This is a genomic window from Flavobacterium panici, from assembly GCF_024499525.1.
Taxonomy (GTDB): domain Bacteria; phylum Bacteroidota; class Bacteroidia; order Flavobacteriales; family Flavobacteriaceae; genus Flavobacterium; species Flavobacterium panici.
The window spans coordinates 301,417-326,618 of sequence record NZ_CP100437.1; the positions used below are offsets into that span (position 1 = coordinate 301,417).

27 protein-coding genes are annotated in these 25,202 nt (G+C 31.8%); 21 read left to right on the forward strand and 6 right to left on the reverse strand.

Annotated features, from left to right (window positions below; genetic code table 11):
* Positions 1-43 precede the first annotated feature (43 nt).
* Positions 44-823 (reverse strand): tetratricopeptide repeat protein, encoded by a 780-nt coding sequence (locus NLJ00_RS01365; protein ID WP_053472397.1) that lies wholly within the window; start codon positions 821-823, stop codon positions 44-46.
* 380 nt (positions 824-1,203) lie between these two features.
* Between NLJ00_RS01365 and recF the strand changes: the two genes are divergently transcribed.
* The 13 genes from recF to NLJ00_RS01430 all read left to right on the forward strand — a co-directional run bounded on the left by recF (position 1,204) and on the right by NLJ00_RS01430 (position 12,744).
* Positions 1,204-2,283, forward strand: coding sequence for a DNA replication/repair protein RecF (gene recF / locus NLJ00_RS01370; protein ID WP_256636011.1), 1,080 nt, complete (start codon positions 1,204-1,206; stop codon positions 2,281-2,283).
* Between the two features lie 136 nt (positions 2,284-2,419).
* Positions 2,420-3,100: a DUF2461 domain-containing protein gene (locus NLJ00_RS01375; protein WP_256636012.1), complete on the forward strand. Its 681-nt coding sequence runs from the start codon at positions 2,420-2,422 to the stop codon at positions 3,098-3,100.
* A gap of 87 nt (positions 3,101-3,187) precedes the next feature.
* Entirely contained in the window at positions 3,188-4,237 is a 1,050-nt protein-coding gene (locus NLJ00_RS01380; RefSeq protein WP_256636013.1) for a glycosyltransferase family 4 protein, read from the forward strand.
* A 32-nt stretch (positions 4,238-4,269) separates the two neighbouring features.
* Positions 4,270-5,040 (forward strand): hypothetical protein, encoded by a 771-nt coding sequence (locus NLJ00_RS01385; RefSeq protein ID WP_256636014.1) that lies wholly within the window; start codon positions 4,270-4,272, stop codon positions 5,038-5,040.
* Between the two features lie 155 nt (positions 5,041-5,195).
* Positions 5,196-6,299, forward strand: a complete 1,104-nt coding sequence (locus tag NLJ00_RS01390) for a pyridoxal phosphate-dependent aminotransferase (protein WP_256636015.1) — start codon at positions 5,196-5,198, stop codon at positions 6,297-6,299.
* 90 nt (positions 6,300-6,389) lie between these two features.
* Positions 6,390-7,403 (forward strand): UDP-N-acetylmuramate dehydrogenase, encoded by a 1,014-nt coding sequence (murB, locus tag NLJ00_RS01395; RefSeq protein WP_256636016.1) that lies wholly within the window; start codon positions 6,390-6,392, stop codon positions 7,401-7,403.
* Between the two features lie 38 nt (positions 7,404-7,441).
* The gene (locus NLJ00_RS01400) at positions 7,442-7,942 is read left to right on the forward strand and encodes a hypothetical protein (protein WP_256636017.1); all 501 of its coding nucleotides are present in this window, start codon (positions 7,442-7,444) and stop codon (positions 7,940-7,942) included.
* Positions 7,943-8,121: 179 nt separating this feature from the next.
* The gene (locus tag NLJ00_RS01405; protein ID WP_256636018.1) at positions 8,122-8,736 is read left to right on the forward strand and encodes an FMN-binding negative transcriptional regulator; all 615 of its coding nucleotides are present in this window, start codon (positions 8,122-8,124) and stop codon (positions 8,734-8,736) included.
* A gap of 84 nt (positions 8,737-8,820) precedes the next feature.
* A complete protein-coding gene (locus NLJ00_RS01410; RefSeq protein WP_256636019.1) occupies positions 8,821-9,927 on the forward strand; it encodes a glycosyltransferase in 1,107 nt (368 codons plus the stop codon).
* Complete coding sequence (locus NLJ00_RS01415; RefSeq protein ID WP_053472407.1) at positions 9,918-10,469, forward strand: RNA polymerase sigma factor; 552 nt, start codon at positions 9,918-9,920, stop codon at positions 10,467-10,469. Before NLJ00_RS01410 ends, NLJ00_RS01415 begins: the two co-directional genes overlap by 10 nt.
* Before the next feature lie 156 nt (positions 10,470-10,625).
* Positions 10,626-11,462 (forward strand): energy transducer TonB, encoded by an 837-nt coding sequence (locus NLJ00_RS01420; RefSeq protein ID WP_256636020.1) that lies wholly within the window; start codon positions 10,626-10,628, stop codon positions 11,460-11,462.
* 97 nt (positions 11,463-11,559) lie between these two features.
* Positions 11,560-12,297 (forward strand): DUF4184 family protein, encoded by a 738-nt coding sequence (locus NLJ00_RS01425; protein ID WP_256636021.1) that lies wholly within the window; start codon positions 11,560-11,562, stop codon positions 12,295-12,297.
* A gap of 66 nt (positions 12,298-12,363) precedes the next feature.
* Positions 12,364-12,744: a PH domain-containing protein gene (locus NLJ00_RS01430; protein ID WP_012022332.1), complete on the forward strand. Its 381-nt coding sequence runs from the start codon at positions 12,364-12,366 to the stop codon at positions 12,742-12,744.
* Positions 12,745-12,801: 57 nt separating this feature from the next.
* Here the strand turns inward: NLJ00_RS01430 and NLJ00_RS01435 are convergent, their stop codons facing one another.
* Both NLJ00_RS01435 and NLJ00_RS01440 read right to left on the reverse strand, forming a co-directional pair.
* On the reverse strand, positions 12,802-13,659 hold the full coding sequence (locus NLJ00_RS01435; RefSeq protein ID WP_053472409.1) for a M48 family metalloprotease: 858 nt from the start codon (positions 13,657-13,659) through the stop codon (positions 12,802-12,804).
* 198 nt (positions 13,660-13,857) lie between these two features.
* A complete protein-coding gene (locus NLJ00_RS01440) occupies positions 13,858-14,733 on the reverse strand; it encodes a M48 family metalloprotease (protein ID WP_256636022.1) in 876 nt (291 codons plus the stop codon).
* A 303-nt stretch (positions 14,734-15,036) separates the two neighbouring features.
* Here NLJ00_RS01440 and lipA point away from each other — a divergent pair, with 303 nt between their 5' ends.
* From lipA to NLJ00_RS01455, 3 genes are all read left to right on the forward strand, one after another.
* On the forward strand, positions 15,037-15,903 hold the full coding sequence (gene lipA, locus NLJ00_RS01445) for a lipoyl synthase (protein WP_053472411.1): 867 nt from the start codon (positions 15,037-15,039) through the stop codon (positions 15,901-15,903).
* Between the two features lie 73 nt (positions 15,904-15,976).
* The gene (gene gap / locus NLJ00_RS01450; RefSeq protein ID WP_256636023.1) at positions 15,977-16,975 is read left to right on the forward strand and encodes a type I glyceraldehyde-3-phosphate dehydrogenase; all 999 of its coding nucleotides are present in this window, start codon (positions 15,977-15,979) and stop codon (positions 16,973-16,975) included.
* 27 nt (positions 16,976-17,002) lie between these two features.
* On the forward strand, positions 17,003-19,174 hold the full coding sequence (locus NLJ00_RS01455) for a tetratricopeptide repeat-containing hybrid sensor histidine kinase/response regulator (RefSeq protein ID WP_256636024.1): 2,172 nt from the start codon (positions 17,003-17,005) through the stop codon (positions 19,172-19,174).
* 27 nt (positions 19,175-19,201) lie between these two features.
* Here the strand turns inward: NLJ00_RS01455 and lpxK are convergent, their stop codons facing one another.
* Genes lpxK through NLJ00_RS01470 form a run of 3 tightly spaced genes read right to left on the reverse strand, consistent with a single transcriptional unit; the run spans position 19,202 to position 20,737 of the window.
* Entirely contained in the window at positions 19,202-20,224 is a 1,023-nt protein-coding gene (gene lpxK, locus NLJ00_RS01460) for a tetraacyldisaccharide 4'-kinase (RefSeq protein WP_180860722.1), read from the reverse strand.
* Between the two features lie 4 nt (positions 20,225-20,228).
* Positions 20,229-20,510 carry a Txe/YoeB family addiction module toxin gene (locus tag NLJ00_RS01465; protein WP_180860725.1) on the reverse strand — a complete coding sequence of 94 codons (282 nt, stop codon included), beginning with the start codon at positions 20,508-20,510 and terminating at the stop codon, positions 20,229-20,231.
* Positions 20,486-20,737 carry a DUF2683 family protein gene (locus tag NLJ00_RS01470; protein WP_180860728.1) on the reverse strand — a complete coding sequence of 84 codons (252 nt, stop codon included), beginning with the start codon at positions 20,735-20,737 and terminating at the stop codon, positions 20,486-20,488. Before NLJ00_RS01470 ends, NLJ00_RS01465 begins: the two co-directional genes overlap by 25 nt.
* Positions 20,738-20,930: 193 nt before the next feature.
* Here NLJ00_RS01470 and NLJ00_RS01475 point away from each other — a divergent pair, with 193 nt between their 5' ends.
* The 5 genes from NLJ00_RS01475 to rluF all read left to right on the forward strand — a co-directional run bounded on the left by NLJ00_RS01475 (position 20,931) and on the right by rluF (position 25,188).
* Positions 20,931-22,025: a Nif3-like dinuclear metal center hexameric protein gene (locus NLJ00_RS01475; RefSeq protein WP_256636025.1), complete on the forward strand. Its 1,095-nt coding sequence runs from the start codon at positions 20,931-20,933 to the stop codon at positions 22,023-22,025.
* Positions 22,026-22,028: 3 nt separating this feature from the next.
* The gene (locus tag NLJ00_RS01480) at positions 22,029-22,808 is read left to right on the forward strand and encodes a zinc ribbon domain-containing protein (protein ID WP_053472418.1); all 780 of its coding nucleotides are present in this window, start codon (positions 22,029-22,031) and stop codon (positions 22,806-22,808) included.
* 185 nt (positions 22,809-22,993) lie between these two features.
* Positions 22,994-23,863: an alpha/beta fold hydrolase gene (locus tag NLJ00_RS01485; protein ID WP_256636026.1), complete on the forward strand. Its 870-nt coding sequence runs from the start codon at positions 22,994-22,996 to the stop codon at positions 23,861-23,863.
* A 44-nt stretch (positions 23,864-23,907) separates the two neighbouring features.
* The gene (locus NLJ00_RS01490; RefSeq protein WP_180860750.1) at positions 23,908-24,255 is read left to right on the forward strand and encodes an antibiotic biosynthesis monooxygenase family protein; all 348 of its coding nucleotides are present in this window, start codon (positions 23,908-23,910) and stop codon (positions 24,253-24,255) included.
* 105 nt (positions 24,256-24,360) lie between these two features.
* Positions 24,361-25,188, forward strand: a complete 828-nt coding sequence (gene rluF / locus NLJ00_RS01495) for a 23S rRNA pseudouridine(2604) synthase RluF (RefSeq protein ID WP_256636027.1) — start codon at positions 24,361-24,363, stop codon at positions 25,186-25,188.
* Positions 25,189-25,202 lie beyond the last annotated feature (14 nt).

The window sequence follows — 25,202 nt, forward strand, 5'->3', positions numbered from 1 at the left end:
AAATACAAATCTAAAATCTAAAATCTGAACTCTAGAAATTTTATTATTGCGCTAATCCAATCAAGGCATCAACAGCACCGGCTTCTGGAGTTGCATCGAAGTTGTCTTTAATATCGTTTAGATATTTTAAAGCGTCTTCTTTTTGACCTAAAGCGATAGCCGTTTTAGCAGCTTTTAGCAAGAAACGAGGTGTTGTAAAATCGTTTTTGTTTGCTTCAGCAGCTTTTACATAATAGTCTAAAGCTTCTTTTTGGTTGTTTTTTTGAGAATAAGCGTCTCCAATTGCTCCTTTTGCTAAAGCACTTAAGATTAAATCATCAGATTTAAATTCTCCTAAATACTTAATAGCATCATCAAATTTACCTGTATTCAAATATGCCATACCAGCATAGTAATTTGCTAAATTTCCAGCGTCAGTTCCAGAATATTCGTCAGCGATTTTCACAAATCCAAATTTACCTTCAGATCCGTTTAATGCTAATTTATATAATGAATCACTTGCAACACCATCAACAGCTTTTTGAAAGTTCTGTTGTGCAACAAACATTTCGTTTGCAGCTTCGTCTTGTTTAGGATTTTCAATAAATTTTTGGTAAGCCAAATAACCAATAGTAGCAACTGCAATACCAGCAACTAAACCAATAATGATTTTTTGATTTTTAGCAACCCAATCCTCAGTTCTTGAAGCAGTTTCGTCTAATTTAGAAAAAACACCAGCTGTTGTGCTGTCTTTTTCGTCAATGATTACCTGTTGTTCTTCATTTACTTCTTTAACTTCCTTCTCTTTTGGTGCTTTATATCCTCTTTTATTGTAAGTAGCCATTTAAAATTAATTTAGTGAACGGCAAAAATAAAATTTTTCTTGAAACTGTGGCATAAAAAATCAAATTTATCACTATTTTAAAACAAATATTTTTAATAACGCTAACTCCTTTCGCATCAGCACCAAAATAAATCAACTTGAAACGTACCAAAAGTCCTTTATATCGATAATTTTCGATAATTTGCACCCTCAAATTTTTGATGATTTTAAATACCACTTTTCTGAGCTAAAACTTAGTTTTAGCCACAGATTTCACAGATTTTCACAGATTAAAAAGCCTCAGCAAAAAATCTTTTTAATCATTTTAATCTGTGGCGAAAGAAAAAAGACAGCGAATTAATAAAAAAACATCAAATTTTACTTTTTATAGTTTCTTAAAAATGCATTTAAACAAAATTTCTTTATTCAATTATAAAAATTTCGCTGAAGCCAGTTTTGATTTCGACATCAAGATTAATTGTTTTGTTGGAAAAAACGGAATTGGAAAAACCAATGTGCTGGATGCCATTTATCATTTAGCTTACGGAAAAAGTTATTTTAATCCGCTGGCGGTTCAAAATATCAAACACGGAGAGGAGTTTTTTGTTATTGATGCCGAATTAGAAAAAAACGACAGAACGGAACAAATTGTCTGCAGTTTAAAAAAAGGACAAAAGAAGGTTTTAAAAAGAAACGGAAAGGCTTATGATAAATTCTCCGATCATATTGGTTTTATTCCGCTGGTAATTATTTCTCCGGCCGACCGAGATTTAATTGTAGAAGGAAGTGAAACACGCCGTAAATTTATGGACAGTGTTATTTCGCAGTTAGATTCGACTTATCTGCATCAGCTTATTCAATATCAAAAAGTCATTGTACAGCGAAATGCGCTTTTGAAATATTTTGCACTCAATCATACTTTCGACAATGATACCTTATCTATATATAATGAGCAGTTAAATGAATACGGAAAATCGATTTTTGAAAAGAGAAAAGATTTCCTGGAACAATTTATACCTATATTTAATATACATCATCAAACTATAACGGGTTCTGAAGAAACGGTTCAGCTGGTTTATGAAAGTCATTTGTTTGAAAAAGATTTATTGACCCTTTTACAGGAAAATATCAATAAAGACCGAGCTTTACATTATACAACTTCTGGAGTTCATAAAGATGATTTATCTTTTGAAATTGATTCTCATCCCATAAAAAAATTCGGCTCGCAGGGACAGCAAAAATCCTTTTTGATTGCGTTGAAACTGGCTCAGTTTGAATTTTTAAAAAAGCAAAGCGGTGTAAAACCTATTTTATTATTTGATGATATTTTTGACAAACTGGACGAAATCCGTGTTGCCAAAATTGTCGAAATGGTAAACAGTGAAACTTTTGGACAGCTTTTTATTTCAGATACACATCCGGAAAGAACCGAAGCGATTGTAAAATCGACGCATCAAACTTATAAGATATTTAATTTGTAAAGTTTTTTTGCCACTAATTTCACGAATTCTCACGAATCAAAACTTTGTCAAAGTTGAGCGATAAGCAATTAAAAAATTAGTGTAAATTCGTGTAATTAGTGGCGAACTTAAAACAACTGCAATAAAAACACATAATATGCTTACGAAAGAATCATTGCAATTTTTAGACGATTTAAAAAAGAACAACAATAGAGATTGGTTTCAGGACAATAAAAAACGTTATGAAATCTTCAAAAAAGACTATCATCAATTAGTAAGTGATTTTCTGGATGTAATGAAACCGCTTGATCCTTCGCTGGAATTATTGGAGGTTAAAAATTGTACTTTTAGAATTAACCGGGACATTCGTTTTTCTAAAGATAAATCTCCTTATAAAGCACATTTAGGTGTTTGGATGTCGGCTGGCGCAAAAGGCGCAAATCGTTCGGGATATTATGTTCATATTGAAAAAGGGGCTAGTTTTATAGCGGGCGGATTTTATTCGCCTGAAGCGGAAGATTTGAAAAAAGTCCGCAAGGAAATTGCCTTTTTTTATGACGATTTAGAAGCTATTTTGGCGGATAAAAATTTCAAAAAAGAATTTGGAAGTTTAGATGTAAACGAAAATAATTCTCTTAAAGGTATGCCGAGAGGTTATGAAAAAGATCATCCGGCAATTGAATTTCTAAAACTGAAAAGTTTTACTGCGACTCAAAAATATGATATTTCTGAAGTGACTCAAAAAGATTTCGTTTCAAAAATGAGCAAAAAACTGATTGCTTTAAAACCTTTAAACGAATTCATAAATCGTGCTTTAGAAACCGATGAAGAGTTCTAAAATTTTATTTGCCACGAATTTCACGAATTAGCACGAATTAATTAGTGGAAATTCGTGAAATTCGTAGCGAAAAAAAAACTCATTTTAATGAAAAGAAAAATACTTTTTCTTGGGGAATCGTACCGCGCCGATGCTATAACGTGGATGAAAGGCCTGAAAGAATTTGGCGAATTTGAAATTATCACCTGGGAACTTCAATCTCCGAGTAATTCTAAACTCAACCGATTCAAACGTATTTTAGAATATTTCTTCACTCCTGTTTCTATTCGAAAAATAATCAGAAATGAAAAACCCGATATGGTTATTGCCGAAAGAACTACCAGTTACGGATTTCTTGCCGCTTTATCCGGTTCAAAAACTATAGCAATCGCACAGCAGGGCCGAACTGATTTATGGCCGGAAAATTCTATTTTATATCCATTTAAAAAGTTTATTCAGAAATACGCTTTCAAAAAAGCGCATTTAATTCATGCTTGGGGACCAGTTATGACCATTTCTATGAAAGAAATTGGCGTTGACATGAGCAAAGTTTTGGTTCTTCCGAAAGGGATTGATTTATCGCTTTTTACACCTTCAACAAACTATTCAAATAAAATTGAAGCAATTGTCACTCGTTCGCTGCAGCCGGAATACCGACATGATTCTATTTTAAAAGCATTTGGCATTTTACACCAAAAGGGAATTGATTTTTCGCTGACTATTGTTGGCGACGGAACAAGATTGCAATTTTTGAAAGATTTAGCTAAAGAACTTCAAATTGAAAACAAAGTAATTTTTACAGGAAGAATTCCAAATACTGAACTTCCTAAATTATTACAGCAATCGAATATTTATATCAGCATGCCAATTACCGAAGGCGTTTCGGCATCATTATTTGAAGCTATGGCTTGTAATTGTTATCCTGTAGTTTCTGATATTGCAGGAAACCAAAGTTGGATAACGCATCGTGAAAACGGGCAATTAATTACAATCGACGATGTTGAAATGCTTGCCAATGAATTAATCTGGTCTTTTGAAAATCCTGAATCTCGAAATGAGGCCATTATTAGAAATAGAAAATTTGTAGAAGAAAATGCTAATTATGATATTAATATGAAGGTTATTGCTGATAAGTATCATGAATTGCTGAACAAATAAAATCTTATTTCTATATAAAAATCACAAGATAAATGAGTGGATATTACAACTATTATAAAGTCGACAAGAATAAAACATCCGTTACATTATTATCAAAACTGAATGATATAAAATTGCAACCTAAACAATTATATCATTTTAAAGACAAACAAATTACCAACTTCAGAGATTATGTAATTGAAATAACCCAAAATTCAATTTTTACAAAAATTTCATTTGAACAATTAATTTTTAAAGTAAAAACAGATTTTTACAAAATTAATCCTTCTGAATTTGAGGCAATAATGGATTGGGTACATAAATATTATAATGATAATGAAGACATTGATAAATTTCTTATTGAATTAGGCTTAGAAGAAATTGAGTCATTTAACACTAAATTCGAAAATGATTTATTCTTTTTTGGCATCAATGGTATAAACAACTACTATAGTACAATTAAAAAAGACAATTTTTGGAAAGAATTAGATACTCTTTCAAATGCAGAAGAAATGAATTTAGTATTAGATTTTTTAACCTTCTTAATGATTAAGTTTATAATTTCTAACACAGAAACTAATACAAAAGAACAGTTTGAATTAATAAACAAGCTAGAAAATGTAGAAGGAAAAACAGAACTAAAAGAAGCTGCATGTTTATTTTTTGAGACTTTAAAAGACATGAATAGTGATTATTCAAAAATGTACAGTGATTCAATTCATTATTTCAGCCAAAATGCAGAATCTCTTTTATCAAAAATAGAAGATTTCCAAGCCGGTATAGCAAATTATAATGGTGTAATTTTTATAGAAGCCTGTTTTTAACAAAAAAAGCTTTCAGGCATTCCCGCAATAAAAACCAAGCTTAGCGAACTTTGCGTAAACTTTGTGTCTTTGCGGTTAAAAAACCTTCGTAACTTTTCTTCAATTTCAACGACATACTATTATAACGGATTGTGTAATTTAATTCTTAAAATAATATGAGTAATAGAAGAAACTGGTTAAAACAAGTAGGTTTAGGTACAATAGGATTAGGTTTAACTTCATTTGAAACATTTGCAAATCCTTCGCCAGAAAACTATATTTCTTTAGATGCAGACAAATCTCCTATATTATTACGATCCAATGAAAATCCTTATGGACCTTCTCCACTCGCTCGCGCTGCCATGCAAAAAAGCATCAATAGCAGTAATCGATACGGCTGGAATCTTTCGGGAGAATTAATTTCTCTTATTGCAAAAAAGAATAATGTTTCTGATAATAATATTCTATTAGGTGCCGGTTCAACAGAAATTTTAGATTTAGTTCTTCAACATACTGCTTTAAAAAAGGGAAATTACATACTTGCCGAAACAACCTTCAACTATTGGACATTTCCTTCTGAAAAATTAGGGATAAAAAAAATTACGGTTCCGTTAACTGCAGACAAAAAGCATGATTTAGCGGCAATGTTAAAAGCAATTGATTCAGATACAAAAATGATTTATATCTGCAATCCAAATAATCCTACAGGTACAATATGCGATCACGAACAATTGGTTTCATTTGTAAAAGAAGCGTCTAAAAATGCCATTGTTTTTGTAGATGAAGCTTATATCGATTTCACAAAAGAGCAATCATTAAGCAGTCTTGTAATGGAAAACAAAAATTTAATTATCACTAAAACTTTTTCAAAAATGCATGGTTTAGCCGGCGCACGTATCGGTTATGCTATTGCGGCTTCATCAACTATTGACGAACTCAGCGTTTTAAAATCATCTCCAAATTTATCAGTTAGTGTGGTATCAACAGCTGCTGCTATGGCATCCTTAAATGACGAAAAGTTTATTAAGGAAGTTTATTCTTTAAATGAAGATGTTAAGAAATATACGATTGACCAACTTACACAGCTTAACTTAACCTGCATTCCGTCTTATTCCAATTTTATTTATTTTTCTCTTGAAAATTATAAAAAGGATTTCTTTAAACAATTAGAAGCCAACAATATTGAGGGAACCAAAATCTATGAAGAAAACGGAAAATGGACGAGAATTACTATTGGAACAATGAAAGAAATGCAGCAATTTATTGAGGCAATAAAGTAAATTCGCTTAAAAAGACTTTCTGATGTCAAAACTCAATTGAAATAAATTATAATCCTTACTTTTGACCTCAGATTAAAAAGCCTTTTACACATGCATATCCAATCCAATTTTTCTTTAAAAAACTACAATACTTTCGGTATTGAAGCCAAAGCCAAAAAATTTGTCGCAGTACATTCTGTTGAAGAACTGAAAACTATTTTAGAAGAAAACAAAAACGAGAAGAAATTTATTCTTGGCGGCGGGAGCAATATGCTTTTAACAAAAGATATTGATGCTTTGGTCATTCATATCGATTTAAAAGGAAAAAAAATCATTAAGGAAGATGATGATTTTGTTTGGGTTGAAAGTCAGGCTGGCGAAACCTGGCATGATTTCGTGCTTTGGACAATCGACAATAATTTTGGCGGATTAGAAAATATGTCCCTAATTCCGGGAAATGTCGGTACAACTCCAGTTCAAAATATTGGTGCTTACGGAACTGAAATCAAAGATACTTTTGTTTCCTGTGAAGCAATAAACATCGAAACTCAGGAAATAAAAACTTTTACCAATACTGAATGTAATTTCGGTTATCGCGAAAGTATTTTTAAACACGAAGTAAAAGATCAATTTATTATTACTTCGGTAATTTATAAATTGACAAAACGCAATCATAAAATCAATACATCTTACGGAGATATTTTAGCTGAACTGGCTAAAAACAATATTTCTGAACCTACTTTAAAAGATGTAAGCAACGCTGTAATTGCTATCAGACAAAGCAAATTACCTGATCCAAAAGAATTAGGAAATAGCGGCAGTTTCTTTAAAAACCCCATTTTATTGAAATCTGATTTCGAAAAAATTCATCAAAAATTCCCTGAAATGAAGTTTTATGAAGTTTCACCAACCGAAGTAAAAGTTCCTGCAGGATGGCTTATTGAACAGGCAGGCTTTAAAGGAAAACGTTTTGGCGATGCGGGAGTTCATAAAAATCAGGCTTTGGTTTTAGTAAATTACGGAAACGCAACAGGTCGGGAAATTTTAGATGTTTCGAAACAAGTGCAGCAAACCGTTTTCGAAATCTTTGGCATTCAAATTGAAGCTGAAGTAAATGTTATCTAAAAAAACTCAGACTTTACCAGCTTACCAACCAAACCTTAATGAAAGAATTAAATATCAAAGTTATCTTGCTCCAAATATTCGGATTGATTTTCCTGATAAATGGTATTCTGCAGCTTAGATTTTACACCGTATCGGAAAAAATCATCTGGGCAGAAACACATTCCCAATACCAACATTCGCAATATTGGAACAAATTATTACCCACAAATGAAGGCATTTTCAACTTTTGGCCTAGCGTATACGTTTGGATATTTTTAGGTTCCTTAATAGGTATTTGCACACTTGCTTTTATAAACTGGAAAAGTAAACTTTCATCACTTAATACAATTATAGTGGCAATTATATTGTACATTCTTTTAAGGCTTAAGTTTTTCAGAAAAGAAATAATATCTCAATTATTCCGTCCCGTAAGAACTTTTTGTTCTGATGATTTTGGAACACAATGCCTGATCGAAGGCGTAATTTTTACTTTTATTGGAGTTACTATTTTATATCTAAGTGTAATTCAGATTTATTTGAACTCAAAAAAAATGAACTGAATTTTATATTGATGATTAAAAAATCTTCCTTATAAATTAACACATCAAAAACCGAAAAAGTTACAGAAAGTATCTTTGAATTATCCGCAAATCTTTATCTTCGTTTTGAAAACTTCAAGAACCCATATTGATGCTGAAGTGAATGCATCACAAAGAAATCTTGAAAATAAATTCTCAAAATGTACACACCTGAGCTATATAAAGATGAAGATCCGCAATCAATCAGAACTTTTTTAAAAGAGAATAGTTTTGGGATTCTGATCAATCAGACTAATGGAAAATTATGCGCCACTCATATTCCGATAGAATTAGAAATTAATGCTGATGGAAAAGAGATCCTGCAGGGACATATTTCTAAACTGAATCCCCAAGCTGAAGGTTTTGCAGAAAATGATCAGGTTTTGGCCGTATTTACAGGGCCGCATAGTTATATATCTTCTTCTTGGTACGATCATGAAAATGTACCAACATGGAATTATATAGCCGTACATGTTTACGGAAGAATTAAGATTGTAGATTACACTACATCTGTAGAACAGTTAAAAAAGCTTGTTGACAAATACGAAGCAAATTCTGAAAATCCTGTTCGAGTTGAAAATTTATCTGAAAAAACGATGCGCGAAGCCAGAGGAATTTTTGGTTTTGAAATAGAAATTGATGAAATTCAGGCTACCAAAAAATTGTCTCAAAACCGCGATGATCATAATTATAAAAACATAATTTCGGAACTGGAAAAAACAGAAAACCCTCAGTCTATTGCAATTGCAAAAGAAATGTCAAAGTGCCGAAAGTAAATTGATATTAAACATTGAAAATTAGGAATTCATAACTACCTTTGTTCTCGCAAAATTTGGAACATTAACAGACATTAAAACCATATGCTTATAATTTTACTTTACTTTTTTATTGCTATTGTTTTTATTCAGCTTTTCTATTATTTAGGAATTTTTGGAAAATTTGCTTTTGCTAAACCTCAAGATATTACGCCAAAGAATATTCCGGTTTCTGTTATTGTATGTGCAAAAAATGAAGAAGAAAACGTAAAGAAATTTATTCCTTTATTAGCAGAGCAAAATTATCCTGATTTTGAAATTGTTTTAATAGACGATGCATCAAGTGATGAAACGCTTGAAGTATTTGAAGAATTTGAGCAAAAATATCCCAACATTCGCCTTGTTAAAGTTGAAAACAATGAAGCTTTTTGGGGAAATAAAAAATACGCTTTAACTTTAGGAATCAAAGCAGCAAAAAAAGATTACTTACTTTTTACAGATGCAGATTGTTATCCAACTTCAAAAGACTGGATTACATCAATGACTTCACAATTTGATACAGAAAAAACTATTGTTTTAGGTTACGGAGGTTATGAAAAAATAGAAAATTCTTTATTAAATAAAATTATTCGTTTTGAAACCATATTAACTGCTGTTCAATATTTTTCGTGGGCAAAAGCCGGACTTCCGTATATGGGAGTTGGACGAAATTTAGCATACAAAAAAGAGGAGTTTTTTAATGTAAATGGTTTTATTGATCATATTCAGGTTCGTTCAGGCGATGATGATTTGTTTATCAATCAGGCGGCAAACAAATTAAATACTGCAATATCGTATACGCCAGAAAGTTTTACTTATTCAAAACCAAAAGAGTCTTTTAAAGACTGGTTTACACAAAAAAGAAGACACGTTTCTACGGCTGAGCATTATAAGTTTTTTGATAAATTTCAATTGGGACTTTTCTATTTTTCACAATTATTTTTCTTTTTATCAGTTATAATTCTGCTGGCGTTTCAATTTCAATGGATTGCTGTTGTCGCAATTTTAGCAACTCGTTATACTGTAGTTTGGACTGTAATTGGTTTTTCTGCAGGAAAACTTAAAGAAAATGATATTAAAATTTGGTTTCCAGTATTAGAAATTGTGCTTATTGTAACGCAAATTAATATCTTTATAACTAATATTTTTTCAAAACCTGTATATTGGAAATAAATTCTAAAATAGAAAAAGCAAAAAAAGGTGACCAGGTCGCCTTTACTTTTTTATTAGATTATTTCTGGAATGAAGTCTATGGCTTTATGCTTAAGCGTACAGAAAATGAAACTACCGCAGAAGATATTACTATTGAAACTTTCTCAAAAGCTTTTGATAAAATAGGTTCTTATAACCCGGAATTTCAGTTTAACACTTGGTTAATTGCGATTGCAAAAAATGTTTATATTGATTTATTACGTAAAAAGAAAACGAATCTTTTTATAGAAATCACTGATACTGAAGACCAACAGGCATACAATATTGCCGACACTACTCCATCTGCCGAAGATGCATTAATTAAGGAGCAAAACCTCTCTCGTTTGCTTTTATGCATCAAAGAATTAAAACCCCATTATCAGGAAGTAATTCAGCTTCGCTACTTTCAGGAAATGTCCTATCAGGAAATTGCTGACAAAATTAATGAGCCTCTAAGCAACGTAAAGGTAAAATTACTTCGTGCTAAAAAATTATTGGCGGAAATTATCGAACGTAATAGATAATTTATTATCTTTAGAAAAAAAATAAGATATAATCATATTTTTTCTTAAAAAGATAATTTATTCACACACTAAAACAACAACTTCTACGTTGTTTGCTTAAACCCAATTCACTATCGCGTATGATTTAAAGTTACTTAACCTTAAAATCCAAAAATCATGACTAAATTAAGCATCTATGAAAACAAGTGGATCGACCTTGTTTTCGAAAACAAAAACAAAGAATACGGAGCGTACCAATTACGCCAGGAAAATTCTAAAACAACAGTTACGGCATTATTTATGGCGTTGTTGTTACTAACCGCCATAGGAAGTGTATCGATGTTGCTTAATAAATTTAGAACAATTGAGCCTGTTGAAACTGAGCCTGTTCCTATTACACCTCTTACTTTAACTGATGTTGATCCAATAGTGGTTCCAAAAACAAAGGATCCTGTTGCCCCACCAATGAAATCAACACCACCGGCAGCAACAGCGCCAGTAACGTCAAGTCAATTAACAAATCCGGTTATAGTACCTACAGATCAGGCAACGCAAACTATCGCTGCTAACGTGGACAACACTCCTCATGTAGACAATGCAGTAGGAACAGATGGACCTGGTACAAATGTATTACCTGGAAATACTGGCGGAGAACCTGCAATTGCTAATACTGGTGATACTGGAACTACAATTGTTAACGTATCAGTTTTAGACAAATTACCAGAATTCCCTGGAGGAATTAAAAAGTTTTACAACTATGTTGGAAATAACTTTACAAAACCAGAATTGGATGCAGAAAAAACATTACGTGTGTATGTTTCATTTGTAATCGAAAAAGATGGCACAATGACAGACATTGTAGTTAAAAACGATCCAGGATTTGGAATGGGAAAAGAAGCTGTTAGAGTTTTAAAATCTTTAAAAACAAAATGGGCTCCGGGAATATTAGCTGGAAAACCAGTTCGTACAGCGTACAATCTTCCAATAACAATACAAACAGGACAAACTGAATAAAAAATAAAATATAGAAAAAGAAAAGCAGAATTTAGGTTCTGCTTTTTTTATGGTCTTAATTAATGACATATCTTTATCTTCAATTTATAAGTTAAAAATGCCTTTTACATTTGCCCATCCCGCAATAGTTCTGCCTCTAAATTATTTACCTAAAAAATGGTTTTCATTAACCGGACTTATCATCGGAAGCTTGATTCCAGATTTTGAGTACTTTATTAGAATGAGAGTAGAAAGCCATTACAGTCATAATATTGATGGTGTTTTTTGGTTTGATCTGCCGCTTGCAATTCTACTAGCATTTACATTCCATAATATTGTTAAAAATCAACTATTCCATAATTTGCCGGAAATAATTCGATCACGAGTTCTTATCTTCGACCAATTTAATTGGAACAGTTATTTCAAACAACATTGGATTGTCGTAATACTATCAATTTTAATCGGAACTGCTTCGCATCTTTTTTGGGATAGCTTTACACATGAACATGGCTATTTTGTAAATCATATTCCCTTCTTACATGATTCCATTTCTATTTTAAATCTAAAAAACCCAATTTTTAAAGTTGTTCAGCACTTAAGTACATTTATTGGAGGATTGATTATTTTATTTGCATTTTCTAAATTGCCAAAGGATAATATTTCAACAAAACCCGTAAATAAAAACTATTGGATTTGCCTTATTTTATTTTCGCTTATTATTTTAGTCTTTCGATTTGCGATAGGATTAGAACCAAAACAATATGGACACTTAATAGTTTCTATAATTTCCTCTGTTTTATTTTCTTTAATATTAACTCCTCTTTTTTTAAATCTAAAAGCACTTGTTAAAAACTAACAAAATCAATTACTTTTACATTAAATTCAAAAAAAGAACAATTAATCAACTTTTAAAAACAATAAAATGGGAATATTTTCAGCTCTTATGGGCAATGCCGGTACAGTAAGTCAGGAAGATTTACTTAAAAAATACGGTCAGCTTTTGACAGATAACGAAGAAATTGAAATGGGTTTTAAACTTATTCGTGATACTTTTATCTTCACCAATAAAAGATTAATTCTGGTTGATGTACAAGGTTTAACAGGAAGCAAAACTGAATATAAATCTATTGCTTACAAAAGTATTACGCGTTTTAGTGTAGAAACTGCGGGAACATTTGATCTTGATGCAGAATTGAAAATCTGGGTTTCAAGCGAATTAAATCCAAGTATTGTAAAACAATTCAATAAATCGGTAAACGTATACGATGTGCAAAAAGTTTTAGCACATCATGTTTTAGGTTAATTTAGAAATAAAAAAAACGGCAGATTTAAATCTGCCGTTTTTACTTTATATCAAAAACTATTTTTTCTTCTTAGTAGTCGTTTTTTTCGTTGTTGTCTTTTTAGGAACTGTATTATCGATTTTTTGCTGAACGTATGGTTTATAAACTCCATCTTTTTCAGCTCTTGCTTTTGCATCATCTGCTCTTTTCTTAGAGTCAGGATGTGAACTCATCATTTGATCGATAAATGAAGCTTCTGCACCTTCACTCATTTTAGCTAAAATCCTAAAAGCAGATTCTTCTGCATTTACATTATAACCGTTTTTCTTTAAAAAGTTATAAGAATATAAATCAGCCTCAGTTTCTTGTTTACGGCTGTGTTTGCTATCGATTAAAGCACTTCCAATTTTTCCTAACTGACTATCTGTTACTGCAGATATTTTAGCAGATTGTGATGACGCACCATCAATTAAAGCTTCTTTTTGGTAAGCCGCACGCATTGCATCTCTTGAATCATTATTAGCAACGTGTCCAATTTCGTGACCAATTACAGCTAACAATTCGTTATCATCCATAATATCCATTAATCCTGAATATACACGAACACTTCCGTCAGCGGTTGCAAAAGCATTTACTTCTTTTAGTTTATAAACTTTATAATTTAAAGTAAAACCATCGCCTGCTGTATGTTTTCCAAAAACCCTGTTTAATCGCAAAGTATAACCATCAGTTGCTGGCGCTACCTGATTAGTAGAGTCTAATTTTCTAACCGCTTCTTTAGATAATGCTGCTGCATCTGCATTTGTTAAAGTGAAAGCTGCCACACCTTTTTGAACCGCTCCTATCGCTTTTTCACCAAAATTAATCTGTGCATTCATTTTTGTAAAACCAAATGCTGTAAATATTAGTCCTACTATTATAAATCTTTTTTTCATGTTTTTATAATTACAATTTAACAACAAATGTAAATAACATAATGCTATTTCATTTCACACAAAGTTTATTTTTTTAACAAATTAAAGATATGAATTTTAAATGAGCTATTTAGCTATATTGTAAGTGTTTCTGATATAACGATCAAAAAAAAACCGGTAAATTCTGCAGAATTACCGGTTTTACTTTTCACACAAAAATTACTTCTTTTTTGTTGTTGTTTTTTTAGCAGTTGCTTTTGCTGGCGCTTTTGTTGTTGTTTTTGCAGGTGCAGTATTTACAATTTTCTGCTGTATATAAGCTTTATACAAACCATCTTTTTCGGCTCTTTTTTTAGCATCATCGGCTCTTTTTCCAGAATCAGGATGTGAACTCATCATTTTGGTAATAAAAGATGACTCTGCGCTTTCACTTAAATTTTGCAAAATTCTAAAAGCAGATTCTACCGCGTTAACATCATAACCATTTTTTTTCATGAAATCATATGAAAACGTATCTGCCTGAGACTCTTGCTTTCTACTGTGTTTGCTATCAATCATTGCGCTTCCTATTTTTCCTAATTGAGATCCTGTAAGCGTCTCAATTTTCCCTGATTGTGATGAAGCGGCATCTAACAAAGCCTCTTTTTTATACGCAGCCTTAATAGCATCCCTTGTATCATGATTCACTACGTGACCTATTTCATGTCCAATAACGGCAAGTAATTCATTATCATCCATAATATCCATTAAACCTGCAAATACACGAACACTTCCATCTGCACAAGCAAAAGCATTAATATCTTTTACTAAGTAAACTTTATAATTTAAAGTAACTCCTTCGCTCGAAGTGTGTTTTCCAAATAAACGATTTAAACGAATCGAATAACCATCTGTTGCTGCGGCAACAGGATTATTGGCATCCATTTCAGCAATCGATTCTTTTGCTAAAGCTGCAGCATCTGCATCGCTAAAAGTAAATCCTGAAACTCCTTTACCTAAAGCTCCCATAGTTTTATCTGAAAGTATTTGTGCATCCATTTTAGTAAAACCAAAAGCTGCAAATAAAATTCCTAATACAATAAATTTCTTTTTCATGTCTTTTCTAAACTATTATTAAATTAACAGCAAAAATATTACAGCGTAAATCTTTCATTGTCTAAAAAAGTCAAATTTGCAACAGATTAAGGTTAAATGTGAAATTTTAAAAATATTAGTCTTACTATCAAAATCTTAAGTAAAAATTAAAAAGATAAGCTTAAAACGTATTTATAGTCAAACTATTAATACTTGAACTTCATAATCCTAAATGACATTAGGAGATATGAAAAGTAAACGAAAAGTAAATTAGCATCTCCAAATAAACAACATTCCGTATCTTTGTATTCAGATTTATGATATATGGAAACAGTCATTGAAAACATACCGCCTGCAAAACCGAAATGGTTAAAGGTAAAATTACCAATTGGACAAAAATATACTGAACTACGCGGTTTAGTTGATAAATACAGCTTAAATACGATCTGCACTTCTGGAAGCTGCCCTAATATGGGAGAATGCTGGGGAGAAGGAACAGCAACTTTCATGATTTTAGGAAATGTCTGCACCCGTTCCTGCGGTTTTTGCGGTGTTAAAACCGGACGCCCGGAAACGGTAGATTGGGACGAACCTGAAAAAGTGGCTCGTTCTATAAAAATCATGAATATTAAACACGCTGTAATTACAAGTGTTGACAGAGATGATTTAAAAGACGGAGGTTCTATCATTTGGATAGAAACTGTAAAAGCAATCCGTAGAATGAACCCAAATACTACTCTTGAAACTTTGATTCCGGATTTTCAGGGAATTGAAAGAAACATTGACAGAATTGTGGAAGCAAATCCTGAAGTAGTTTCTCATAACGTTGAAACCGTTCGTCGTTTAACACGCGAAGTTCGTATTCAGGCAAAATATGATCGCAGTTTAGAAGTTTTACGTTATTTAAAAGAAAAAGGAATAAACAGAACTAAATCTGGAATCATGCTTGGTCTTGGAGAAACTGAAGAAGAAGTTTACCAAACAATGAGAGATTTACGCAATGCAAATGTTGATGTGGTTACTATTGGCCAATATTTACAGCCAAGTAAAAAACATTTACCTGTAAAAGAATTTATCACGCCTGAGTTATTTGCCAAATACGAAAAATTTGGTCTTGAATTAGGATTTCGTCATGTGGAAAGCGGGCCTCTTGTTCGTTCTTCATACAAAGCACAAAAACATATTTTATAAAAAGTTTAATTGTTTAATCGTTTAATTGTCAAACCGATTAAACGGTTAAACGATTCAACAAATAAACAAAACATTGAAAACAAGAATTGCTATTAATGGTTTTGGAAGAATTGGAAGAAATTTATTCCGCCTTCTTATAAATCATCCTGAAATTGAAGTTGTTGCAATTAATGATATTGCAGATAACAAAACAATGTCACATTTAATAAAATACGACAGTATACATGGAGTTCTGCCTTTTGCTGTAAGTTATGATGAAACAGGAATTATTGTAAACGAAAAGCATTTTTTATTTTTTCACGAAAAAAGCATTTCTAATTTAGACTGGAAAAGTCATTCAATAGATTTTGTAATTGAATCGACCGGAAAATATAAAACACATGAAGAATTAAATGCGCATATTGAAGTCGGAGCAAAAAAAGTGATACTTTCTGCACCATCAGAAGTTGATACTATTAAAACAGTAGTTCTTGGAGTTAATGAAAATATATTAGATGGAACAGAAAATATTGTTTCAAATGCGAGCTGTACAACAAATAACGCTGCTCCAATGATAAAAATCATTGAAGAATTGTGCGGAATTGAGCAGGCTTACATTACAACGATACATTCTTACACAACAGACCAAAGTCTTCATGACCAGCCGCATAAGGATTTACGCAGGGCCAGAGGCGCAAGTCAGTCAATTGTTCCAACAACTACAGGTGCAGCTAAGGCATTAACAAAAATTTTTCCTAAATTGCATGAGAAAATTGGAGGCTGCGGCATTCGTGTTCCGGTTCCAGATGGTTCATTAACAGACATCACGTTCAATGTTAAACGTGCTGTTACGATTGAAGAAATTAACATTGCATTTCAAAAAGCCTCAAAAACAAATTTAAAAGGAATATTAGATTACACAGAAGATCCTATCGTTTCTGTTGATATAATTGGCAATACGCATTCGTGCTTATTCGATGCACAATTAACTTCTGTCATTGACAAAATGGTAAAAGTTGTGGGTTGGTATGATAATGAAATTGGCTATTCATCAAGATTAATTGATTTGATTTTACTGATAAGGAAAACATAAGAATTCATTGTAAATGCTCTGCCATACATGAAGTACTATCTTTTATCTGTTGTTTGTTTTTTTAATTCATTTTTGTATTCTCAAATCAAACAGAATACAGATAGTGTTTCCTATTATAATAAACTGGCCAATAAAAAACTGAACAGTAAAGAGTACAATGAGGCTGTTTTTTACACTAAAAAATCAATTGATTTTTGCGAGACTAATAACATTCCCGAAAATTTAGCCAACCAGACTTTTAAGCTTGGAAAAATTTACTACAATCAGCGGAAGTACGACGAAGCATTAAAAAACTTTCATAAAAGCGTTTCGTCTTTTGACAGCCTAAAACCAACTTGTACCAAAATCTTAGCCTTACAATATATTGGCGCTGTAAATACCGCAAAAGGCGACTATAAAACGGCAGATGTTTATTATGCAAAAGCTCAAAAACTTCTAAAACAGCTTGGTATTGTTGATAGTTCTGAAATTTTAGACTATCAAAAAGCAATCGCATTTAAAACAAATAAAAACTTTTATCAAGCGACCAAGACCTTCCGCAAAATTATCAAAAAACCGGATAATCCATTGATCTTAGAAACCAAAAGTGATTCTTATTATCAACTCGGATTAATTGAAACACAGCTTAAACGGAATGATTCTGCTATGATTTATTTTGAAAAAGCGCTTGATTATACAGAGAAAACAAATAATCTTTCTCAAAAATCAAAAATAACTTTAGCAATAAGTCAATACTATAAACAAAACAAAAATTTTGATTTAGCCTATTCTTATTTAGACGAACATTATCAATTAGAAAATTATATTCTAAAATTAAAAAATGCCAAAATAGATTTCAACGAATTTCAAAAATTCAAAAAAAATCAAACCTTAAACAATACACTTAAACGGGAAAGCGAAGAAAAAATCCAGCTTAAAACGTATCGCTATTCTAAACTAGTCAGTATTTTGGCGATTGCCTTAATTTCGATTTTATCTCTTTTGAGTTTGGCTTTGTACAAAAACAATATTATTCGTAATCAGAATAATTTGCTTTTAAGAGAAAAAAACAAAGAACTTATTCTGGCAAAAAACAAAGCCGAAAAAGCTTCAAAAGCGAGATCAGAATTTTTATCGACTGTAAGTCACGAACTGCGGACACCCCTAAATGCAATTAACGGAATCACACATTTACTTCTTGAAGATAACCCGAAAAAAACACAGTTAAAATATTTAGAATCTCTAAAATTCTCCGGAAATTATCTTACTACTTTTATAAACGAAATTCTTGAAATTAATAAAATCGACTCGACTAAAGTTGAAGTTGAAAATATTAGTTTTAATTTAAAAGAATTGCTTTTTAATATTCAAAGCTCTTTAAAAGAACTGGCAACGGCTAATAAAAACTATTTCAACTTAGAAATAGACGATGCAATTCCAGACAACTTAATTGGCGATCCAACCAAATTATCTCAAATTATATTAAACCTGATTAATAACGCATTAAAATTCACTCAAAACGGAAATGTAAATGTAATTGCTAAACTATTTGGACAGGAAGATGAAAATGCAACCGTTTATTTTGAAATAGTCGATACCGGAATTGGTATTCCCGAAGATAAACTGCAAACCGTTTTTGAAAGTTTTTCACAAGGTTCTATCGAAGTGAACCGAAAATACGGCGGTACAGGATTAGGTCTTACTATTGTTAAAAAATTAATCGAACTTTTAGGAGGCGAAATCAAACTAAAAAGTGAAGTTGGTAAAGGATCAACTTTTACTTTCAAATTAAATTTTAAAATTAATAACGAACCTTTGGAAGCTGTTACAGAAGAAAAACCATATAACGACAAACAATTAAAACACAAGTCTATTTTACTGATTGAAGACAACAAAATCAATCAAATGATTACGCGTAAAATGCTTGAAAACAAAATGATTACCTGTGAAATTATCGATAATGGCGAAGATGCGGTTGAACTTTTAAAAGTAAAACGTTTTGATATGATTTTAATGGATGTGCATTTGCCTGGAATTAACGGAACTACAGCAACGCAGCATATTAGAGATTTCGACAAAACAACTCCTATTATTGCATTAACGGCCATTTCTCTTGACGAAAACAGGGATATGCTTTTATCTTTTGGAATGAACGATGTAATTACAAAACCTTTTGTTCCTGATGAATTTTACAGTACAATTGCTAAGTTTTTTGATTAGCAAAAAAGCTTCTAAGATGCTGAGATTCTAAGATTCTGAGTTTTCTTTTATATACTGTAAAATCGAAACATCAAAATTTTGCTGATGATTGATAAAGGTGCTTTTTATGGGCAGATAGTACAATTGAGAAACCAGTTTCGAATTTTTTAAACGAACATAATCTTTCTCGGTTGTAATAATCTTTTTTCCGTTGGCTTTATTCTGAATGGAATCTAAATCGGTATCAGAAAAATGATGATGATCCGGGAAAGTCAAACATTCGTCATTTTCATTTTTTAAATAATCAAAAAATGGTTTTGGTTTTGCAATTCCGGCTAAAAGTACTTTTGATTCTGATTTAATTTCATCAACAGAAATCTTTTCATTTTTGCCATAAATTACAGTGTCATAATCTATAAAAGTAAAGAAGATTTGCTGCGAACAATTCAGTTTTAATTTCAAACGAATTTCTTCTTGTTCTTCTTCCGATAAATTATTTGGACATTTAGTAACCACAACAATATTAGCTCTGTTGGCACCACTTCGGCTTTCTCTTAAATTTCCTGTTGGCAGCATAAAATCATCTGCATATAAATCTCCGTAAGAAGTCAGCAGGATATAAAATCCAGCTTTTACTTTTCGGTGCTGATAAGCATCATCTAATAAAATTACTTGTGGTTTATTTTTTTGAGAAAGCAATTGTGTAATTCCGTTTGTGCGATTGGCATCAACTGCAACCTGAACATTTGGAAATTTTTGATAAAACTGAAAAGGTTCATCACCCAGAATTTCAGCATTAGAATTATCATCTGCCAAAACAAAACCTTCCGATTTCCTTTTGTAACCCCGGCTTAAAGTCGCCACTTTATATTTATCAGCTAATAACCGAATCAAATATTCAATTTGCGGAGTTTTTCCAGTTCCGCCCACACTTAAATTTCCAACTGCAATAACCGGAATATCAAAAGAAGTTGATTTTAGAATTCCTTTATCAAAAAGAAAATTGCGAATGCTGGTAATGAATCCGTATAGGATAGCGAAGGGAAAAAGTATTTTTCGAAGTAAGTTCATAGAATTATTTATCTGAATAATGACCCATTGCAGAAATTACAAATACGGTTACAACTTCGTCATCTACACGATAAATTAATCGATCTTTTTGATTAATTCGTCTTGACCATAATCCTGAATATTCATATTTTAATGGTTCAGGATTTCCAAAACCTTCATATGGATTCTCTGTAAGATCAATTAAAATTTTAGCAATATTTTTTATAGAAATTTTATTTCCTGATTTTTTATGTTTTTCAATATCCAGGTTTGCGACCTTAGTTACTTCAACCCTAAACTTCCCCATATATCATCTGGATTTAGCCTTGTTGTTTCGCCATTTTTAATATTTGCTTCTGCTTTTTTAACTTTTTCAACAAATTCAGAAGAATAAATGCTTCGCTCCTCATTCACTTGTCCATAATCAGTTTCAATAATCTCAATTTCCTCAAAACCTTTAAAACTATCAAACATGGCGATAAAAGCTTTCCCTATCTTAGTGCGTTCGTTTATTTTTACAGTTAGCGTTTTCATAGTTCTTGATTTAAAGACAAAGATACAAAATTAGTAATACTGGTAATATGGTCTTATTGGCATTACTAATTTTACATAACACAATATCACTAAAATATTTTAAGGTTAATACGTTTATTCGTTAATTTGTTTTAAAGTTTCAATCTGCACAATACAAGAAAACCTGAAACTTAAAACCTGAAACAAAAATTACATGAAGATCAAAGACATCATAACCGTACTAGAAGAAATGGCACCTCTCGCCTATGCAGAAGATTTTGACAATGTGGGACTTTTAGTGGGAAATCCGGAAAACGAAAGTAACGGAGTTTTAGTTTGTCATGATGCTTTAGAAAATGTAATTGAAGAAGCCATAACTAAAAATTGCAATCTCGTAGTTTGCTTCCATCCTATTTTATTTTCTGGAATTAAAAAAATCACAGGTAAAAACTATGTCGAGCGAGCCATTTTAAAAGCAATTAAAAATGATATTGCCATTTATGCCGTACATACCGCTTTAGATAATCATCCGCAGGGAGTTAATAACATTTTCTGTAATACATTAGGTTTAATAAACACCAAAATTTTAATTCCGAAACAGCAATTTCTTCAAAAATTAGTTACTTATACTGTTCCCGAAAATTCTGAAAAAGTTCGGAATGCAATGTTCGAAGCCGGCGCCGGAACTATTGGAAACTATGATAACTGCAGTTTTAATTCTGAAGGTTTTTTTACTTTTAAAGGAAATGAAAAAAGCAATCCAACAATTGGAGAAAAAGGAAAATTACATACCGGAACCGAAATAAAAATCGAAGTTATTTTTGAGAAACATTTACAATCCAAAGTTTTAAAAACACTTTTAATGAATCATATTTATGAGGAAGTGGCTTATGAAATCTACGATCTTCAAAATTCACATCAAAATATTGGCTTAGGAATGATTGGGGAACTGGAGAATGAAATGGATGAAAAAGACTTTCTTCTGCATGTAAAAGAAATTATGATTGCCCGCGGAATTCGTCATTCTGCCTTTACCGGAAAAAAAGTAAAAAAAGTAGCTGTTCTGGGAGGTTCAGGAAGTTTTGCCATAAAAAATGCAATTCAGGCTGGAGCCGATGCTTTTTTAACTGCTGATTTAAAATATCATCAGTTTTATGAAGCAGAAAACAAGTTACTTTTAGCCGATATTGGTCATTTTGAGAGTGAACGCTATACAAAAAACTATATTGTTGATTATCTTCGAAAAAAAATTCTTAATTTTGCGATCATTTTATCGGAAGAAAATACAAATCCAGTTAAGTACTTATAGAATATGACGAATACGAAAGAATTAAGTGTTGAGGACAAGTTAAGAGCAATATATGATTTACAGCTTATTGACTCTAGAATTGACGAAATCAGAAACGTTAGAGGAGAACTTCCTTTAGAGGTTGAAGATTTAGAAGATGAAGTTGCAGGTTTGAGCACTCGTTCAGAAAAACTGAAAGGTGAACTTGAAGTGATTGAGGAGCAAATCAAAGCAAAGAAAATTGCTATTGAGGAGCATAAAGAGGTTATCAAGAAATACACAAAACAACAAGAATCAGTTCGTAACAACAGAGAATTTAATTCTTTGACAAAAGAAGTTGAATTTCAGGAATTAGAAATTCAATTAGCTGAAAAGCAAATCAAAGAAATGAAAGCTTCTATCGAGCACAAAAAAGAAGTTATTTCTAATTTAAAAGAAAAACTTGATGCTAAAAGCTCTCATTTAAAACATAAAAAATCTGAATTAGATGCTATTATGGCTGAAACTCAAAAAGAAGAAATCTTCTTATCTGAGAAATCAGCTGAATTTTCAGCTCAAATTGAAGAAAGATTATTAGCTGCTTATAACAGAATCAGAAGCAGTGTTCGTAACGGATTAGCTGTAGTTTCTATCGAAAGAGGAGCTTCTGCAGGATCTTTCTTTACGATTCCACCACAAACTCAGGTTGAAATCGCTTCTAGAAAAAAAATCATTACTGATGAGCACTCTGGAAGAATTTTAGTTGATACTCAATTAGCTGAAGAAGAAAAAGAAAAAATGGAACAATTGTTCTCAAAATTCTAATAAGAGTCCCGATTTAATCGGGACTTTTTTTTATAAAACATTTTTTGCCACGAATTACACTAATTATCACTAATTTTTAATTTGTTTCTAAATGGAATAAAAATTCGTGCTAAATTTGTGTAATTCGTGGCGAAACTTTTTTAGATCGGTCCTCGAATATCATTTTTACCACTAAATTATTTGTTTTGGGAATTAAAAAAGGAATTCGTTTTATTACATTAAAATCCGTTGGATCTTATATTAACTTTTTGAGTTATGTGCGTCCGCAAAAAGCCATGGAACTTTCTTATGCTCTTTTTAGTCAGCCCCGAATTGGGAGATTAAAAAAAGAAACACTTCCAAAAGTTTTAAGAAACACCGAAACAGAAATTTTTCACCATAACGAACATCATTTTCAAACCTACATCTGGAAAGGAAATGAAACCAAAATTTTATTGGTTCACGGCTGGGAAAGCAATGCCTCTCGCTGGAAAAAAACACTGCCGCATCTTCAAAAATCCGGAAGTACTATTATTGCAATTGACGCGCCCGCTCACGGACAAAGCAGCGGAAAAGAATTTAATGTTCCGCTTTATGCCGAATTCATCAATAAAGCGGTAGAAAAATATCAACCTGAAATTATTATTGGACATTCTATTGGTGGTGCGGCCTGCGTTTATCATCAATATTTATTTCCGAATACAAGCATTAATAAAATGGTTATTCTTGGCGCTCCTTCAGATTTAAAAACTTTGATTAACAATTATATTTCGATGCTGAGTCTGAATTCCAAAATGCTGTCTCTTTTAGAAAATAAATTCATAAATCGCTTCAACTTTAAACTGGAAGATTTTTCAGGGCAAAAATTTGCATCGCAATTTACGATTCCTGGTTTCATTGCACATGATACTTCAGATAAAATCGTTGCTTTTGAAGAAGGAAAAAAAATAGCCAGCAACTGGAAAAACAGTCAGTTTATTGAAACCAAAGGCTTAGGTCACGGAATGCATGATGATGAATTGTATCAAAAAGTGATTGAGTTTCTTTTTGAAGGTTCTGAGCCACTAAGTCGCTAAGGCACTAAGTTTTTTTAATCTGAATTCTAAAATCTACAATTAAAATGATAGCTGTAATTTTTGAAGTTATTCCGAATGAAGGAAAAAAAGAAGAATATCTTGATATCGCCGCAAGTCTGCGTCCTGAATTAGACCATATTGAAGGTTTTATTTCGATAGAACGATTTCAGAGTTTTAGTGATCCTTCAAAGGTTTTGTCTTTATCTTTTTGGAGAGATGAAGAAAGTATTCAGCAATGGAGAAATCTTGAAATGCATCGCGCTGCACAGGCTAAAGGACGAAATGAGGTTTTTAAAGATTATCATTTACGAATTGCGACAGTTGTTCGTGATTACGGAATGTTTGAAAGAAAAGAGACTCCGGAAGATAGTTCGATTTTTCATGATTCTTAGAAAAGGTACTGAGGTTCTGAGTTGCTAAGCTTCTAAGTTTTTTCTCAAAAAATCTAAAATCTGAATTCTAAAAACTAAAATCATTTTTTTGCCTACTTTTGCAGTATGGAAGAAAATCTTAAACGTCTTAATAAATTTATTGGTGAAACGGGATATTGTTCTCGTCGTGAAGCCGATAAATTAATTGAAGAAGGACGCGTAACAATAAATGGCGCTGTGCCGGAAATGGGAACTAAAGTTTCGCCAGATGATGAAGTACGCATAGACGGAAAGTTAATCGTGGAAAAGCACGAAAAAATGATTTATCTGGCTTTCAACAAACCGGTTGGAATCGAATGCACCACTAACTTAGAAGTTCGAAATAATATTGTGGATTATATCAATTATCCGAAACGTATTTTCCCGATTGGAAGATTGGATAAAGCGAGTGAAGGATTAATTTTTATGACGAATGATGGTGATATCGTAAACAAGATTTTACGCGCCAGAAACAATCACGAAAAAGAATATACGGTTACGGTAAACAAACCTATTACAGATCGTTTTATTCAACGAATGGGAAATGGTGTCCCGATTCTGGATACGGTTACCAAAAAATGTAAAGTAGAACAAATCAGTAAATACACTTTTAAAATAATTCTGACTCAGGGTCTAAATCGTCAGATTAGAAGAATGTCTGAATATTTGGGTTATGAAGTTACGGCACTTAAACGTATCAGAATTATTAATATTTCTTTGGATGTTTCGGTTGGGCGTTACCGCGATTTAACTGATGCTGAAATTAAAGAATTAAATCAGTTAATTGAACCTTCGAGCAAAACAGAAGAAGCGAGTTTTCCTAAAGTTGAAACTCCAACTCAAAGTTCAAATCGAAGAACAACATTTATTTCAAAGCACGATCCCCGATTTAGAAAAAGAGGTGATAACAATTAAACAAAAGTCCCATT

What these genes read in the sequence shown, in the direction of transcription:
- NLJ00_RS01365 (WP_053472397.1), bottom strand. Translation starts at nt 823, where the DNA reads ATGGCTACTTACAATAAAAGAGGATATAAAGCACCAAAAGAGAAGGAA.
- recF (WP_256636011.1), top strand. Translation starts at nt 1,204, where the DNA reads ATGCATTTAAACAAAATTTCTTTATTCAATTATAAAAATTTCGCTGAA.
- NLJ00_RS01375 (WP_256636012.1), top strand. Translation starts at nt 2,420, where the DNA reads ATGCTTACGAAAGAATCATTGCAATTTTTAGACGATTTAAAAAAGAAC.
- NLJ00_RS01380 (WP_256636013.1), top strand. Translation starts at nt 3,188, where the DNA reads ATGAAAAGAAAAATACTTTTTCTTGGGGAATCGTACCGCGCCGATGCT.
- NLJ00_RS01385 (WP_256636014.1), top strand. Translation starts at nt 4,270, where the DNA reads ATGAGTGGATATTACAACTATTATAAAGTCGACAAGAATAAAACATCC.
- NLJ00_RS01390 (WP_256636015.1), top strand. Translation starts at nt 5,196, where the DNA reads ATGAGTAATAGAAGAAACTGGTTAAAACAAGTAGGTTTAGGTACAATA.
- murB (WP_256636016.1), top strand. Translation starts at nt 6,390, where the DNA reads ATGCATATCCAATCCAATTTTTCTTTAAAAAACTACAATACTTTCGGT.
- NLJ00_RS01400 (WP_256636017.1), top strand. Translation starts at nt 7,442, where the DNA reads ATGAAAGAATTAAATATCAAAGTTATCTTGCTCCAAATATTCGGATTG.
- NLJ00_RS01405 (WP_256636018.1), top strand. Translation starts at nt 8,122, where the DNA reads ATGTACACACCTGAGCTATATAAAGATGAAGATCCGCAATCAATCAGA.
- NLJ00_RS01410 (WP_256636019.1), top strand. Translation starts at nt 8,821, where the DNA reads ATGCTTATAATTTTACTTTACTTTTTTATTGCTATTGTTTTTATTCAG.
- NLJ00_RS01420 (WP_256636020.1), top strand. Translation starts at nt 10,626, where the DNA reads ATGACTAAATTAAGCATCTATGAAAACAAGTGGATCGACCTTGTTTTC.
- NLJ00_RS01425 (WP_256636021.1), top strand. Translation starts at nt 11,560, where the DNA reads ATGCCTTTTACATTTGCCCATCCCGCAATAGTTCTGCCTCTAAATTAT.
- NLJ00_RS01430 (WP_012022332.1), top strand. Translation starts at nt 12,364, where the DNA reads ATGGGAATATTTTCAGCTCTTATGGGCAATGCCGGTACAGTAAGTCAG.
- NLJ00_RS01435 (WP_053472409.1), bottom strand. Translation starts at nt 13,659, where the DNA reads ATGAAAAAAAGATTTATAATAGTAGGACTAATATTTACAGCATTTGGT.
- NLJ00_RS01440 (WP_256636022.1), bottom strand. Translation starts at nt 14,733, where the DNA reads ATGAAAAAGAAATTTATTGTATTAGGAATTTTATTTGCAGCTTTTGGT.
- lipA (WP_053472411.1), top strand. Translation starts at nt 15,037, where the DNA reads ATGGAAACAGTCATTGAAAACATACCGCCTGCAAAACCGAAATGGTTA.
- NLJ00_RS01455 (WP_256636024.1), top strand. Translation starts at nt 17,003, where the DNA reads ATGAAGTACTATCTTTTATCTGTTGTTTGTTTTTTTAATTCATTTTTG.
- lpxK (WP_180860722.1), bottom strand. Translation starts at nt 20,224, where the DNA reads ATGAACTTACTTCGAAAAATACTTTTTCCCTTCGCTATCCTATACGGA.
- NLJ00_RS01465 (WP_180860725.1), bottom strand. Translation starts at nt 20,510, where the DNA reads ATGGGGAAGTTTAGGGTTGAAGTAACTAAGGTCGCAAACCTGGATATT.
- NLJ00_RS01470 (WP_180860728.1), bottom strand. Translation starts at nt 20,737, where the DNA reads ATGAAAACGCTAACTGTAAAAATAAACGAACGCACTAAGATAGGGAAA.
- NLJ00_RS01475 (WP_256636025.1), top strand. Translation starts at nt 20,931, where the DNA reads ATGAAGATCAAAGACATCATAACCGTACTAGAAGAAATGGCACCTCTC.
- NLJ00_RS01480 (WP_053472418.1), top strand. Translation starts at nt 22,029, where the DNA reads ATGACGAATACGAAAGAATTAAGTGTTGAGGACAAGTTAAGAGCAATA.
- NLJ00_RS01490 (WP_180860750.1), top strand. Translation starts at nt 23,908, where the DNA reads ATGATAGCTGTAATTTTTGAAGTTATTCCGAATGAAGGAAAAAAAGAA.
- rluF (WP_256636027.1), top strand. Translation starts at nt 24,361, where the DNA reads ATGGAAGAAAATCTTAAACGTCTTAATAAATTTATTGGTGAAACGGGA.